The sequence below is a fragment of the Pseudomonas sp. F3-2 genome (genome assembly GCF_038804275.1).
Lineage (GTDB): Bacteria > Pseudomonadota > Gammaproteobacteria > Pseudomonadales > Pseudomonadaceae > Aquipseudomonas.
This window is the reverse complement of sequence record NZ_CP152388.1, coordinates 4660420-4675015: the sequence shown is the minus strand read 5'-3', so window position 1 is coordinate 4675015 and position 14596 is coordinate 4660420. Positions and strand designations below refer to the sequence as shown.

The following is a 14596-nucleotide window of genomic DNA, read 5'->3' as shown; positions in this document are numbered from 1 at the left end:
TCGCTGATGAGACTAGCTTGCTGCGGGCAGAAATCAGGCAAAGGGTTGCTTCCGTGCACGAAATTGTCGCTCTATACACAAAGATAGAGACAAAACAGGCGAGGGCGTTCAGTTCGGGCGTCCGGATCGAGTCGCAACAGAATAAAAAACGCTGAAGGAGAAGGCTGGATGGCAGACATCGACGCACGATTGCGCGAGGACGTTCACCTGTTGGGTGAGCTGTTGGGCAACACCATTCGTGATCAGCACGGAGCTGATTTTCTCGAGAAGATCGAGCGTATTCGCAAGAGCGCCAAGGCCGGGCGGCATGGCTCCACCCAAAGCACCGAGCAGCTGAGCTCCAATCTGGAGAGCCTGAGCGAAGATGAGTTGCTGCCCGTGGCGCGGGCGTTCAACCAGTTTCTCAACCTCGCCAACATCGCCGAGCAGTATCAACTCATTCATCGTCGCGACGACAGCAAGCCGCAACCCTTCGAGTCTCGGGTATTGCCTGAGCTGCTGGAGCGTCTGAAGCAATCCGGGCACGGACAGGAAGCGCTGGCGCGGCAGTTGGGCAAGCTGGAGATCGAACTGGTCCTTACGGCTCATCCGACCGAAGTCGCGCGCCGAACCCTCATTCAGAAGTACGACGCCATTGCCGCTCAGCTCGCAGCGCTCGACCATCGCGATCTGAATCGGCTGGAGCGCGAGCAGATCACCGAGCGCCTGCAACGATTGATCGCCGAAGCGTGGCACACCGAGGAAATCCGGCGCGTGCGGCCAACGCCGGTGGACGAGGCGAAGTGGGGATTTGCCGTCATCGAGAACTCGCTCTGGCAGGCCATCCCCAATTACCTGCGCAAAGCCGACCATGCGCTGCATGCCGCCACGGGGCTGCATCTTCCACTTGAAGCCGCGCCCATCCGTTTCGCGTCGTGGATGGGTGGCGACCGCGACGGCAACCCCAACGTCACCGCAGCGGTAACCCGCGAAGTGCTGCTGCTGGCACGCTGGATGGCGGCGGATCTGTATCTGCGCGATGTCGACCAACTGGCCGCAGAGCTGTCGATGCAGCAGGCCAGCCCTGCATTGATGGCGGTCGCCGGAGACAGCGCAGAACCCTATCGCAGCGTGTTGAAAAAACTGCGCGAACGTCTTCGCGCCACACGCAACTGGGCCCATGCATCATTGAGCGTGACGCAGCCAGCGCCTGAGGGCGTGCTGCACGACAATCGCGAATTACTCGAGCCGCTGCAGCTGTGCTTTCAGTCGCTGCATGAGTGCGGAATGGGCGTGATTGCGGACGGTCCATTGCTCGATTGCCTTCGCCGCGCAGTCACCTTCGGGCTGTTTCTGGTCAAGCTCGACGTGCGTCAGGATTCGACGCGTCACAGCGCGGCCATGACCGAGATCACCAGCTATCTGGGCCTGGGGCGTTACAACGAGTGGGACGAAGAGACGCGCATCGACTTTCTCCTGCGTGAACTGAGCAACAAGCGGCCGCTGCTTCCGGGGCATTTCAAACCGGCCGATGACACTGCAGAAGTGCTCGCCACCTGCCGTGAAGTGGCTGCTGCGCCAGCGGCGTCGCTGGGGTCGTACGTGATTTCCATGGCAGGCGCGGCTTCCGACGTGCTCGCCGTTCAACTGCTGCTCAAAGAGGCCGGGTTGCAGCGGCCGATGCGCGTTGTGCCTTTGTTCGAAACCCTCGCTGACCTCGACAATGCCGGCCCGGTGATCGAGCATCTGCTCAGCCTGCCAGGCTATCGCCTGCGGCTGCATGGCCCGCAGGAAGTCATGATCGGCTATTCCGATTCCGCCAAAGACGCAGGCACCACTGCTGCGGCGTGGGCACAGTATCGGGCGCAGGAAAAACTGGTGGAGATCTGTCGCGCGCAGGAAGTCGAACTGCTGCTGTTCCATGGTCGTGGCGGCACGGTTGGACGTGGCGGCGGCCCGGCGCACGCGGCGATCCTGTCGCAGCCACCGGGCTCGGTCGCCGGTCGTTTCCGCACCACGGAACAGGGCGAGATGATTCGCTTCAAGTTCGGCCTGCCCGACATCGCCGAGCAGAACCTCAACCTCTATCTGGCCGCGGTGCTCGAGGCGACATTGCAGCCGCCGCCTTTGCCGGAGCCCGCCTGGCGGCAGGTGATGGATGAACTGGCGGCGGACGGCGTCGCTGCCTACCGCGCCGTGGTGCGCGAACATCCGGAGTTCGTCGAATATTTCCGCCAGGCCACACCTGAGCAGGAGCTCGGACGTCTGCCGCTCGGCAGTCGCCCGGCCAAGCGTCGCGAAGGCGGTGTTGAAAGCCTGCGCGCGATTCCATGGATCTTCGCCTGGACCCAGACCCGTCTGATGCTGCCCGCCTGGCTGGGCTGGGAAGATGCGCTGCGCAAGGCGCTCGACCGTGGTCAGGGCGAATTGCTCGCACAGATGCGTGAGCAGTGGCCGTTCTTCCGCACGCGTATCGACATGCTGGAAATGGTGCTGGCCAAAGCGGACAGCGACATTGCGCAGCTCTATGACGAGCGTCTGGTCGAGCCAGGCCTGCAGCATTTGGGTGCGCATTTACGCGACCTATTGTCGCAGGCTTGCCAAGTGGTGCTCGGCCTGACCGGTCAGTCGCAGTTGCTGGCCCACAGCCCCGAGACGCTGGAGTTCATCAGCCTGCGCAATACTTACCTCGATCCCCTTCATCTATTGCAGGCCGAATTGCTGGCGCGTTCCCGCAGCCAGGAGGCGACTCTGGACAGTCCTCTGGTACAGGCGCTGCTGGTGTCTGTCGCGGGTATTGCCGCCGGATTGCGCAATACGGGCTGACGCGACTTTTCGTACGCGGGTGAGGGCGACGGCCTTCATCTCGCGGCGCCTGTCAGATCGGAAACGCTGCGCATCGGCGAAGTTGCACCGGGTCTTACCAACGCAGCGATCGTTGCCAAGCTACTGGTTTCTCGCGGGTTGCTGCGACTTTCGGCGTCTTGTGCGGCATGAATCGGCTGTGTATCTTGATCAGCCTTTGGCCGTTGGGTCAGTAAATCTTTTTTAAGTGATTGGCCCCATTTAGGCGAATCCGACGAAATCTCTATAAAAATTGAGGAGCACAACAATGCGCGTGATTCTGCTGGGAGCTCCCGGGGCCGGTAAAGGTACTCAGGCTACGTTCATCACCAAGAAATTCGGCATCCCGCAAATCTCGACCGGGGACATGCTGCGTGCAGCGGTCAAGGCGGGCACCGAACTGGGTCTGAAGGCCAAAAGCGTCATGGACAGCGGTGGTCTGGTTTCCGATGACCTGATCATTGGTCTGATCAAGGATCGCCTGTCTCAACCCGACTGCGCCAATGGCTGCTTGTTCGACGGTTTTCCACGCACCATCCCTCAGGCAGAAGCCCTGAAGAATGCGGGCCTGGCGATTGATCACGTAGTCGAAATCAAAGTCGACGACGAAGAAATCGTCCAGCGCATTTCTGGCCGTCGTGTGCACGAAGGTTCGGGTCGCGTTTACCACACGACATTTAACCCGCCGAAAGTAGCCGGCGTGGATGATGTCACTGGCGAGCCGCTGGTTCAGCGCAAGGATGACGTCGAAGAAACCGTTCGCCATCGTCTGTCGGTCTATCACGCGCAGACCGAGCCGCTGGTTGAGTTCTACAAGAAGCTGCAAGCCACCGATGGCACGCCGAAGTTCAGCAGTATCGAAGGCGTCGGTTCGGTGGAAGCAATCACCGCCAAGGTGAATGAAGCACTGGGCTGATCCCTCGATCGACGCAGTGAACGACGGCCCGCTTGCGGGCCGTTGTTGTTTATAATGCGGCACCTTTTCCTGTAAACCCTCCTTCGCATAACCGTGGAAACCCCGATGACGACCTTGCTGGCCCTGGATACTGCCACTGAAGCCTGCTCTGTCGCTTTGCTGCACGACGGCAAAGTGCTGAGCCACTACGAGGTGATCCCGCGCCTGCATGCGCAAAAACTGTTGCCGATGATCAAGGAACTGCTGGCGCAGGCCGGTATCGGGTTGTCGGCGCTTGACGCCATTGCATTCGGCCGCGGGCCGGGTGCCTTCACCGGCGTCCGCATCGCCATCGGCGTGGTGCAGGGGCTCGCGTTTGGCCTTGATCGTCCGGTCTTGCCGGTCTCCAATCTGGCGGTGCTGGCGCAACGCGCCTACCGCGAGCACGGTGCAACGCAGGTTGCGGCGGCTATCGATGCGCGCATGGACGAAGTGTATTGGGGCTGCTATCGCGAATCAGCCGGCGAGATGCGTCTGGCAGGCGAGGAGGCGGTCATGCCGCCCGAGCAGGCGGCGCTGCCGCTCGATGCTTCGGGCCAGTGGTTTGGCGCGGGCACAGGCTGGGGCTACGCATCACGAATTCCCGTGAGTTTGTCGGGACAGGACGCCAGCATGCTCCCGCATGCCGAAGATCTGCTGACGCTGGCGGCGTTCGCCTGGCAGCGCGGCGAGGCCATCGTTGCCGATGATGCACAACCTGTTTATCTGCGCGACAAAGTTGCGACCCCGAAGGCGCGCTGAAGCCGCGCGCATTCCGGAAATGGGGGATCTTCTGCGGCTGGAGGCAAGCTCCGCACACGCCTCGGATCGAGTGCGGTAACCTGCGTTGTTCAATCGGTAAACACGCAGGATCTGCGACTCAAGTCACAACAATCACTACCGTTCGGCGACAAAACGGCATTTTCTGCCCGGTGGCTTTAAACGTTTTGTAATAACTGTGGTCTAGTTATCGTTCGCGAGTTTGCTTCAGGGCGCTTCGTGAGATTAAATTGCCACTATATAACGCCGAGTAAGCATGATGCGAATCACCGGTCCGTCACAACGTTCGTACACGATAAAGCGCAAGCCTCGGAAAGGCTCTGCAACGGTCGACAGCACTTTCGAGGAAGTGATAGACGACGTTGAAGTGATCCCGCAATCGGCTCGGCGTCAGACCGGCAACACGGCAAACGTGCCAGCTCGTCAGCAGGACATCATCTTCCCGCGCGCCATGAGCACCCGTGTCGCCCACGCGCTGAGCAGCTACCTGACGACTTCCACCTTCGTCGACTGGGATCTTGAAGTCTCGGGGCTTGACCTTCACGTTTGAACGTCGTCAACCCGCCTTACTACATCGGTTGTCCGTCCTGGAGTGAAAACGCCTGGCGTCAATCGTTGTATCCCGAAGATGCCCGCAGCACTGAATTCCTCCATCTCTATGCGCAGGTCTTCAACGCCGTTGAAGGCAACACCACGTTTTACGCACGCCCCGCGCCTGCGACCGTCGAGCGCTGGGTGCAGGCGCAGCCTGAGCATTTTCGCTTTACCGCCAAATTTCCCCGTGAAATAAGCCACGGCGGCGACCTGCGTGAACACCTGGGCGCTGCCGAAGATTTTTTGCAACTCCTCGCGCCGATGGGGCCGCGTGTCCAGCCGCTTTGGCTGCAGCTGCCAGCAACCTTCACGCCCGACCGCCTGGGCGAACTCGCCGCCTTCATCGACGCCTTCCAAGGCAGGCCGCTGGCGGTGGAAGTTCGCCACATGGCGTTCTTCAACAAAGGCGAGGAGGAGCGCCTGCTCAATCGGCTGCTTCTGGATGCCGGTGTCGAGCGCATCTGTCTGGACTCGCGGCCGTTGTTCAGCTGCATTTCCAGCGATCCGGCGGTGCTGCTCGCGCAGTCGAAGAAGCCAAAAGTCCCGGCACGTCCTGCCGCGTTAACCCTGTTCCCCCAGGTTCGCTTCATCGGTCATCCGCAGCTTGAGGCCAACGATGGCTTCGTTCGGCAATGGGCGCTGAAAGTCGCGGGCTGGATTGAAGAAGGGCGTACCCCGTATGTGTTTCTGCACACGCCCGACAACGTTCGGGCCCCGGAACTGGCCCGGCGTTTTCATCAGCAGTTGACGACATTGCTGCCTGGCCTGCCGGCCCTGCCTGAACTGGATCGCGGTCCTGAGGTGGAGCAACTCGGCCTGCTTTGAGGTCGATACAGTGACGCTTCCTGACCGGGATATCACACTGCATGCGCGGATCGACCCTGTTGCTGCTCCTCTTGCTGCTCTGCGCAACGCTGCTCGTGTCAGTCTGGCGCGGCTGGCTCCCGCTGCCGGATCGCTGGAACCCTTGGGCGCCGCTGAACGTGCGCGACGAACCTGACCTGATGACGGCTTTCAAACTCTGGCGCCTGCAGGATGATCCGGCATTGTGCGAACAAGCGTTACAAACGTCGACGCTGCGCTACGCATTTCAGGCTGACAGTGGCCCGCAGGCCAAATGTCCATTGAGCAATGTTGTGCGTATCCAGGGCGGTGACGTGGCATTGAGCAGCAGCTTTCTGTCCAGCTGCCGTCTGGCCCTGGCCTACGCGCTGTTCGATCTCCACACGCTGCAACCTGCCGCTGAAAGGGTGTTCGGGCAACGGGTGAGTCAGGTCGATCATCTGGGCAGCTTCGCCTGTCGCAATGTCTACAACCGCAGCGAGGGCAGGCTCAGTCAGCATGCTTCTGCGAACGCGCTGGACATCGCAGGTTTTCGTCTGGCGGACGGGCGACGCATTTCTGTCCTCAGGGACTGGAAAGATGAAGGCGATAACGGGAAGTTTCTGAGGCTGATCCGGGATGGCGCCTGTCGGCAGTTCAGTACAGTCCTGGGTCCGGACTATAATGCGGCCCACCGTAACCATTTTCACGTGGACATGGGACGCTGGCGGGTGTGTCGGTGAGTATCAGGTGATGCTCTAGCTGCGCTCCTGTGATGAAGAGCGGCGCTTCGTCACGCGGCAATGCGCAGGTTCTGCAGAACAATCGGTCGTGCCCAACCGTTGTCGAACGCCAGATGGCGTTGCTGTTCGGTCATTTCTTCGGCGCTGTAGGGCGTGGCAGGCTTGTCGGCCAGGTCCCACTCGAACTCGGCGATCGGCAGGAACAGCGGTCGTGGCTGAGGTCCGGGACCGGGATCGACGCTGTCGTCGTAAGGGTTGAGCACGGTCGGGCGCACCCAGTTGCTGTCGATTTCCAGGTTGCGCTGTTGCTCGATCATTTCGCTGGCGCTGAACGGCTCGGCGGGCTTGGCCAGATCCCATTCGAATTCGGCGATGGGCAGAAACAGCGGCTCAGGCGGCGCGATTTCCTTGTCTGCCACCGGGCACTCACGCTGCTCGACAATCTTGCTCAATGTCTTTGCGCCCGCAATCGGCTCGCCAGTCATGGCATCCGTCGCGACGACCGGGCTGTGCTCGGGCAAAGTGCCCGCGTTGTCATCGACCTGCTGGGCCATTGCACGGGCAAACGCATCCTGCCAGAGCTGCGTGACGCCGCTCAGGGTTTCGGTATTGCGTACGCTGTAGTCGCCTGCGTACGTCAAATAACCTATCGAGGATGTTTGCTGAATGTCTGACATAAGCGCTCAGTACATGCCGTGGGTCTGGCAAAATGCCGGATACTTTCGTTATCGGCAGAGGTTGCCGATCATTTAGAAAATTCGAGCGTGTGGAAAAAATGACTGAGCAGCAAGCGGGCAGCCGCATCCGGGTGGAATCCCTGACCGTCGAGGGGCAGCAGCAAGCTGCGCAGTGGGCCGATCGCCTGGGTCTGCCGATGGAGGATGCCGAAGCCGATTTTGCCCTGCAAGTGAGTGACGACGGGCTGCAATTGCAGCAACTGGGCGACGACGTTCCGGGCCCGGTGCGAGTGGATTTCATCGAAGGCAAGGCGGCTCATCGAAGGCTGTTCGGGGGCGGCAGCGGGCAGATGATTGCCAAGGCGGTCGGGATTCAACCGGGCGTGCGGCCAACGGTGCTGGATGCGACGGCAGGCCTGGGCAAAGACGCATTCGTGCTGGCGAGCCTTGGTTGCGAGATGAGCCTGATCGAACGCCAACCCATCATCGCTGCGTTGCTTGAAGACGGTCTGGCGCGCGGAGCGCAAGACCTTGAAGTGGGCAGCATCATCGGCCAGATGCGCCTGCTCACCGGCAATTCCATCGAGCTAATGCGCAACTGGCAGGGCGAGCCACCGCAGGTGATTTATGTCGATCCGATGTTTCCCCACCGTGAGAAAACCGCGCTGGTGAAGAAGGAAATGCGGCTGTTCCGGCCACTGGTAGGCGATGACATGGACGCGCCGGCCCTGCTGGAGGCGGCCTTGGCGCTGGCTACCCACCGGGTGGTGGTCAAGCGCCCGCGCAAGGCGCCTTGCATCGAGGGCGTCAAGCCGAGCTATGCGCTGGACGGCAAATCCAGCCGGTATGACATTTATCCGAAGAAGGCTTTGAAGGCCTGATTGGCCCATCCAGTCTGTATAAGAGCGCGCTTGCCCTCGATTGCGTTTGTCAGAACCACGGGAGCTGGCTGACACGCGGCCTGGCGGGCAAGCGCGCGCCAGCAACGGCCGGTGTCTATTCGGCGCGATAGGCCTTCACAAACAACGCCACCACTTCCCGCACGTGCTGCTCACCTGTCTGCTCATCCGGGATGCCGCCATTACCGATGAGCAGGCGGAAATTGCACACGCCTTTGATCAGGCTCAGGAAATGCCCGGCGGCACTTGCCGGTGAGTCGAAGTGCAAGCCGTCGGTGTCGTTCACCCGCGTCAGAAAGCGCTCCATCTCGTGAAGGATGCGTTGCGGTCCCGCCTCGAAAAACACCTGTGAGAGCGTCGTGTCCTGTGTGCCCAGCGCGATCATCAGCCGATGCAGTTCGATGGATTCAGGGCTGTTGATCAGCGTCTGAAATCCTCGCGCAATACCCAGCAACACTTTTTCCACGGGCTCCTGAGACCCGACTTCCACGAAGAGTTCAGGCAACTGCTCCTCGCAGCGGGCAACCACGGCGGCTGAAAACAGCGTCTCTTTGTCGTTGAAATGGCTGTAGACCGTGAGCTTGGAAACCCCGGCCTCAGCGGCGACCGCATCCATGCTGGTGCTTGCGTATCCATTGCGTACGAACAGGTTTTTCGCGGCTTCCAGAATCGCCTGGCGCTTGGCCAGATCCTTGGGGCGGCCGGGGCCTGCGGAGGATGTCGGGTCGGTCATTCGTTCTTCGGGCATATTCTTCGGATTAGTAGACTGTTCAGTTTGGTATTTTTTAATATACTCGCCAGTACAATTATTCCAAGCTCTCTTGCCAAGGTGCCTCACCATGATTCGCGATGCCTTGTTCCTTGTCGTGTCAGTCAGCCTGGTGTCGGTGCTGGCGGGATGCGGTCAGGACGTGTCAGCCCCGGCCACCGTGCGTCCGGCCATGGTGGTGCAACCGCTGCCGTCGTCCCAATCCATGGACAGTTACCCTGGTGAAGTGCGCGCCCGGTTCGAGCCTGAACTGGCCTTTCGCATTCCCGGAAAAGTCAGCAAGCGCCTGGTCGAGGAGGGCGAGCGCGTCAAGGCTGATCAGCCACTTGCCGAACTCGACGCCCAGGACGTGCGCTTGCAGCTTGATGCCATTCGCGCGCAAGTCGCAGCGGCCGAAGCCAATCTGCAAATGGTCCGGTCCGAGCGCGACCGTTACAAGACGCTGATGGACCGGCAGATGGTCAGCAAGTCGCAATACGACAACGCCGAAAATCTTTATCGCGCAGGCGATGCCCGTCTCAGGCAGCTCAAAGCCGAACTCAACGTCGCCGACAATCAGACCCGCTACGCGGTGCTTCGTGCCTCACAGGACGGCGTTATCGCCAAGCGTCTGGTGGAAGTCGGTCAGGTGGTGGCCGCCGGGCAGACCGTATTCACCCTGGCCGCCGACGGTGAGCGCGAGGTGTCGATCAGTCTGCCGGAGCAGAATTACGGTCGTTTCAAGATCGGCGATCCGGTTTCGGTGGAGTTGTGGACTCAGAAGGAGCAACGCTTCGCCGGCCGCATTCGCGAACTTTCCCCAGCCGCCGATCCCCGGTCCCGCACGTTCGCCGCGCGGATCGCCTTTGCAGGCGGAAAAGTCCCGGCTGAACTGGGGCAGAGCGCGCGTGTGTTCATTCTGTCCGAGCGCAGCGTGCCCTTGTCGGTGCCGCTCTCGGCGTTGACCGCAGAAAAGGGCGTGACCTACCTCTTGCGCCTGCAAAGCGATAACACCCTCAAGCGCGTGCCGGTGCAGACCGGTCCTTATGGACAGGAGTCCGTGCCGGTGTTGAGTGGGTTGCAGGCCAGCGACTGGGTCGTGGCCGCTGGCGTGCATGTACTGCACGACGGCGAGCAGGTCCGTCCGGTCGATCGCAGCAATCGCCCGGTGAAGCTGGCCGGCAAACTGGCGGGCGAGGAGTAGCACGGATGCGTTTCAACCTTTCCGAGTGGGCGCTGCGCAATCGGCAGATGGTCCTGTATCTCATGATTCTGCTGGCGGTGGTGGGGGCGTTGTCCTACACCAAGCTGGGTCAGAGCGAAGATCCGCCTTTCACCTTCAAAGCCATGGTCATTCGTACTCTGTGGCCGGGCGCGAGCGCTGAGGAAGTGTCGCGTCAGGTCACGGATCGTATCGAAAAGAAGCTGATGGAAACCGGTGATTACGAACGCATCGTCTCGTTCTCTCGCCCTGGTGAGTCGCAGGTGACGTTCATGGCTCGCGACTCGCTGGTGTCCGCCAGGTTGCCGGAGCTCTGGTATCAGATCCGCAAGAAGATCGGCGACATACGTCAGACGCTTCCTGCCGGCGTGCAGGGCCCTTTCTTCAACGACGAATTCGGCACCACTTTCGGCAACATCTACGCACTGACTGGCGACGGTTTCGACTACGCCGTGCTCAAGGATTATGCCGATCGCATCCAGATCCAGCTGCAGCGGGTCAAGGACGTGGGCAAGGTCGAATTGCTCGGCTTGCAGGACGAGAAGATCTGGATCGAGCTTTCCAACGTCAAGCTCGCGACGCTTGGCCTGCCGTTGCAGGCGGTGCAGCAGGCGCTTGAAGCGCAGAACGCAGTCGTCGCCACGAGCTTCTTCGAGACGCCGGCCGAGCGTGTTCAACTGCGCGTGACCGGCCGTTTTCAGACGGTGGACGAGATTCGTGACTTCCCGATCCGGGTGGGCGATCGCACCTTGCGCATCAGCGATCTGGCCGATGTTCATCGTGGTTTCAACGATCCTCCCGCACCGCGCATGCGCTTCATGGGCGAGGACGCCATTGGCCTTGCCGTTGCCATGAAGGACGGCGGCGACATTCTGGTGCTGGGCCGCGCACTGGAAGGCGAGTTCGCTCGTTTGCAACAGAACCTGCCCGCCGGTATGCAGCTGCGCAAAGTGTCGGACCAGCCTGCCGCCGTCAAAACCAGCGTCGGTGAGTTCGTGCAGGTGCTGGCCGAAGCGCTGGGCATCGTGCTGCTGGTAAGCTTTTTCTCCTTGGGCGTGCGCACCGGAATGGTCGTCGCGCTCGCCATTCCGGTGGTGCTGGCGATGACTTTTGCCACCATGTATTACCTGGGCATCGGCCTGCACAAGATTTCCCTCGGCGCGCTGGTGCTGGCGCTGGGGTTGCTGGTGGACGACGCAATCATCGCCGTTGAGATGATGGCGATCAAAATGGAGCAGGGCTACGACCGGCTCAAGGCCGCCAGTTTCGCCTGGACCAGCACTGCGTTTCCGATGCTGACGGGCACGTTGATCACGGCAGCGGGTTTTTTGCCGATTGCCACGGCGCAGTCCAGTACCGGCGAATACACCCGTTCGATCTTTCAGGTGGTCACCATCGCGCTGCTGGCTTCCTGGGTGGCGGCGGTGGTCTTCGTTCCGTACCTGGGTGAGCGGCTGCTGCCGGATCTGGCCAGGCTGCACGCTGCCAGGCACGGCTCGGGACCGGGCATGCCTGATCCTTATGCGACACCATTTTATCAGCGAGTGCGGTCATTGGTGGGCTGGTGCGTGCGGCGACGCAAGACGGTCATTGTGCTGACCATCGGGCTGTTCGCGCTGTCGATCTTCATGTTCCGTTTCGTGCCGCAGCAGTTCTTTCCTGCTTCTGGCCGACTGGAACTGATGGTCGACCTGAAGCTTGCCGAAGGCGCGTCGCTGAGCAACACCACCGAGCAGGTGAAGCGTCTTGAGGCGATGATCAAGGCACATGCAGGCGTCGATAATTACGTGGCCTACGTCGGTACCGGCTCGCCGCGCTTTTATCTGCCGCTGGACCAGCAACTGCCTGCCGCCAGCTTCGCCCAGTTCGTTGTGCTGGCGAAAACCATCGAGGACCGCGAAGCCCTGCGCACTTGGCTGATCCAGACCCTGGACGAGCAGTTTCCGATGCTTCGGCCCCGCGTGACGCGGCTGGAAAACGGCCCTCCGGTCGGCTATCCGGTGCAGTTCCGAATCACCGGCGAGCACATCGATGAAGTGCGCGCGCTGGCCCGCAAGGTCGCCCTCAAGGTTCGTGAAAACCCTCACGTGGTCAACGTCCATCTGGACTGGGAGGAGCCGAGCAAGGTGGTCTACCTCAACGTCGATCAGGATCGTGCCAGGGCGCTCGGCGTCACCACCGCCGACCTGTCGCGCTTCCTGCAAAGTCAGCTGACGGGCTCAGCGGTCAGCCAGTATCGAGAGGACGACGAACTGATCGAGATCCTGCTGCGCGGCACCGAGCAGGAACGCCACGAACTCGGCGGTCTGTCGAGTCTTTCAGTGCCCACCGCCAATGGCAGCAGCGTTGCGCTGTCGCAGGTCGCGACGCTGGAATACGGCTTCGAAGAGGGCATCATCTGGCACCGCAACCGGCTGCCGAACGTGACGATCCGGGCGGATATCTATGGCAAGGAGCAACCTGCGACGCTGGTCAATCAGATACTGCCGACGCTTGAGGCGGTGCGCGCTCAATTGCCCGACGGCTATCTGCTGGAAGTGGGCGGCACGGTGGAGGACTCGACCCGTGGGCAGAATTCGGTGAACGCCGGTGTGCCGCTGTTCATCGTTGTGGTGCTGACCCTGCTGATGATCCAGCTGCGCAGTTTCTCACGGACGTTCATGGTCTTTCTGACGGCGCCGCTGGGCCTGATCGGTGTGACGCTGTTCCTGCTGATCTTCTGCCAGCCCTTCGGGTTCGTCGCCATGCTGGGCACCATCGCTCTGTCCGGAATGATCATGCGCAACTCGGTCATTCTGGTCGATCAGATCGAGCAGGACATCGCGGCCGGTCTGCAGCGCTGGCAGGCTATCATCGAAGCCACCGTCCGGCGCTTCCGTCCGATCGTGCTGACGGCCCTCGCTGCGGTGCTGGCCATGATTCCGCTGTCACGCAGCGTGTTCTTCGGGCCTATGGCCGTGGCGATCATGGGCGGCCTGATCGTGGCGACCGCGCTGACGCTGCTGTTCCTGCCTGCGCTGTACGCTGCGTGGTTCAGGGTCAGGAAAGAGGAGGGGGAATCGCCGTGAGCGCAAAGCGGCTCAGGCTTCCTGCTGAGGAGTAAAAGCGCGCTTGCCCGCCATTGCGGTGGGCTGTGCGATGACTGGCATCGACATCACTTTAAGCGAACAAGCGTTTCTGCAGGTGGGGTCGGTCGACCGCGCCGACCGCACTGGCCCCACATTACAAAGCGCCGAAGACCTTTTTCGCCAGGCCTGTCGCTGCCGCGGCCGGATTGGCGCGAATGCCTTCTTCCTGTTTGGCGATCATCTCGAACAGGCCATCCAGCGCCTTTTCGGTGACATAGCCTTCGATGTTCGAGTTCTTCGCGTCCAGCACGCCGAGGGTCGCCGCTTGACCGGCGAACGAGTTGTACTGCTGCGCCAGGCCAACCTTGTCCGTGGCCTGTTTGACGATTGGCAGGAACTTGGCGCGGATCTGCTCGCGGCTGGATTTGTTCAGGTACTGGGTCGCCGAATCCTTGCCGCCGCTCAGAATGCCTTTGGCGTCGGACACGCTCATCTTTTTCACGGCATCGACCAGCAGCGCCTGAGCCTGCGGTACGGCGGCCTCGGCGGCCTGGTTCATGCTGGTTTCCAGCTGGTCGACCTGCGCGCCCATCCCGAACTGCTTCATCTTCTTGGCGACCTTGCCCAGATTGCCCGGCAGCTCGATGCGCACATCCTTGTTGTTGCTGAAGCCGCCCGGCACGCCCAGCTGTTTCACTGCGATCTGCGCGCCTTGGGTCAAGGCGTCTTTCAGGCCGCCGGTCGCGTCCGATTGCGACAGGTCACCCAGCGACAGCGCGAAGGCGCTGGCCGACAGCAACAGTCCGGCGCACAGGCCAGTGAACGAGAGAGAGCGAAGCAGCATGGGGCGTGTCCTTTTCAAATGTTGGGTAAATCGGGATCGACTAGTGCGCCGGATTCACGCGGATCTTCACCGGCGGCTTTTCTTCCAGGGTCAGGTCCACAGTGTAGCGTTCGGTGCTGACCAGCAGCGGCTGACCATCGACTTCGATGCGCGCACTGACGGCGTAGGTGTGGCCCGGCTGAACCAGTTTCTGGTCGTAGGTCAGGTGGAACGGCAGCGGCACCTGGCCTTTGATCGGGCCGCTCTGGCTGGCGAGCGTCTGGGCCGGTGCATCGACGCGGGACACATCCTGCAAGGTGACTTTCAGCGTTGCGGTAGGCGGCAGGGCCATGCGTTGCAGGTAAAACACCTCGCCGTCGACAGAGCCGGGCAGGTTGTCCGGGGCGTTGGCGCAGGCTGCCAGTACGGTAGCCATCAGGGTCAGCAGTACGTGTTTCATGGG

At 61.4% G+C, this 14596-nt stretch carries 13 protein-coding genes; 9 read left to right on the top strand and 4 right to left on the bottom strand.

The window, feature by feature from the left end:
* Positions 1 to 168: 168 nt before the first annotated feature.
* From ppc to AAGQ88_RS20970, 6 genes are all read left to right on the top strand, one after another.
* Entirely contained in the window at positions 169 to 2805 is a 2637-nt protein-coding gene (gene ppc, locus AAGQ88_RS20995) for a phosphoenolpyruvate carboxylase (protein ID WP_342653454.1), read from the top strand.
* Positions 2806 to 3091: 286 nt separating this feature from the next.
* Positions 3092 to 3739: an adenylate kinase gene (gene adk / locus AAGQ88_RS20990; RefSeq protein ID WP_093463235.1), complete on the top strand. Its 648-nt coding sequence runs from the start codon at positions 3092 to 3094 to the stop codon at positions 3737 to 3739.
* 105 nt (positions 3740 to 3844) lie between these two features.
* Entirely contained in the window at positions 3845 to 4519 is a 675-nt protein-coding gene (tsaB, locus tag AAGQ88_RS20985; protein ID WP_285422394.1) for a tRNA (adenosine(37)-N6)-threonylcarbamoyltransferase complex dimerization subunit type 1 TsaB, read from the top strand.
* Positions 4520 to 4796: 277 nt separating this feature from the next.
* On the top strand, positions 4797 to 5087 hold the full coding sequence (locus AAGQ88_RS20980; protein WP_093464167.1) for a hypothetical protein: 291 nt from the start codon (positions 4797 to 4799) through the stop codon (positions 5085 to 5087).
* Positions 5084 to 5956: a DUF72 domain-containing protein gene (locus AAGQ88_RS20975; RefSeq protein ID WP_342653453.1), complete on the top strand. Its 873-nt coding sequence runs from the start codon at positions 5084 to 5086 to the stop codon at positions 5954 to 5956. Before AAGQ88_RS20980 ends, AAGQ88_RS20975 begins: the two co-directional genes overlap by 4 nt.
* Before the next feature lie 41 nt (positions 5957 to 5997).
* Positions 5998 to 6696, top strand: coding sequence for an extensin family protein (locus AAGQ88_RS20970; protein WP_342653452.1), 699 nt, complete (start codon positions 5998 to 6000; stop codon positions 6694 to 6696).
* Between the two features lie 50 nt (positions 6697 to 6746).
* Here the strand turns inward: AAGQ88_RS20970 and AAGQ88_RS20965 are convergent, their stop codons facing one another.
* Positions 6747 to 7373 carry an energy transducer TonB gene (locus AAGQ88_RS20965; RefSeq protein WP_342653451.1) on the bottom strand — a complete coding sequence of 209 codons (627 nt, stop codon included), beginning with the start codon at positions 7371 to 7373 and terminating at the stop codon, positions 6747 to 6749.
* Positions 7374 to 7471: 98 nt separating this feature from the next.
* On the opposite strand from AAGQ88_RS20965, the gene AAGQ88_RS20960 reads away from it, so the two are divergent.
* Positions 7472 to 8254 carry a class I SAM-dependent methyltransferase gene (locus AAGQ88_RS20960; protein ID WP_285422390.1) on the top strand — a complete coding sequence of 261 codons (783 nt, stop codon included), beginning with the start codon at positions 7472 to 7474 and terminating at the stop codon, positions 8252 to 8254.
* Between the two features lie 115 nt (positions 8255 to 8369).
* On the opposite strand, the gene AAGQ88_RS20955 is transcribed toward AAGQ88_RS20960, so the two are convergent.
* Entirely contained in the window at positions 8370 to 9005 is a 636-nt protein-coding gene (locus AAGQ88_RS20955) for a TetR/AcrR family transcriptional regulator (RefSeq protein ID WP_285422389.1), read from the bottom strand.
* 106 nt (positions 9006 to 9111) lie between these two features.
* Here AAGQ88_RS20955 and AAGQ88_RS20950 point away from each other — a divergent pair, with 106 nt between their 5' ends.
* Entirely contained in the window at positions 9112 to 10224 is a 1113-nt protein-coding gene (locus AAGQ88_RS20950) for an efflux RND transporter periplasmic adaptor subunit (protein WP_342653450.1), read from the top strand.
* Between the two features lie 5 nt (positions 10225 to 10229).
* On the top strand, positions 10230 to 13310 hold the full coding sequence (locus AAGQ88_RS20945) for an efflux RND transporter permease subunit (RefSeq protein WP_342653449.1): 3081 nt from the start codon (positions 10230 to 10232) through the stop codon (positions 13308 to 13310).
* A gap of 154 nt (positions 13311 to 13464) precedes the next feature.
* On the opposite strand, the gene AAGQ88_RS20940 is transcribed toward AAGQ88_RS20945, so the two are convergent.
* Both AAGQ88_RS20940 and AAGQ88_RS20935 read right to left on the bottom strand, forming a co-directional pair.
* Positions 13465 to 14154 carry a DUF4197 domain-containing protein gene (locus AAGQ88_RS20940; RefSeq protein WP_285422386.1) on the bottom strand — a complete coding sequence of 230 codons (690 nt, stop codon included), beginning with the start codon at positions 14152 to 14154 and terminating at the stop codon, positions 13465 to 13467.
* Positions 14155 to 14194: 40 nt separating this feature from the next.
* Entirely contained in the window at positions 14195 to 14593 is a 399-nt protein-coding gene (locus AAGQ88_RS20935; RefSeq protein WP_342653448.1) for a YbaY family lipoprotein, read from the bottom strand.
* Positions 14594 to 14596: the final 3 nt, after the last annotated feature.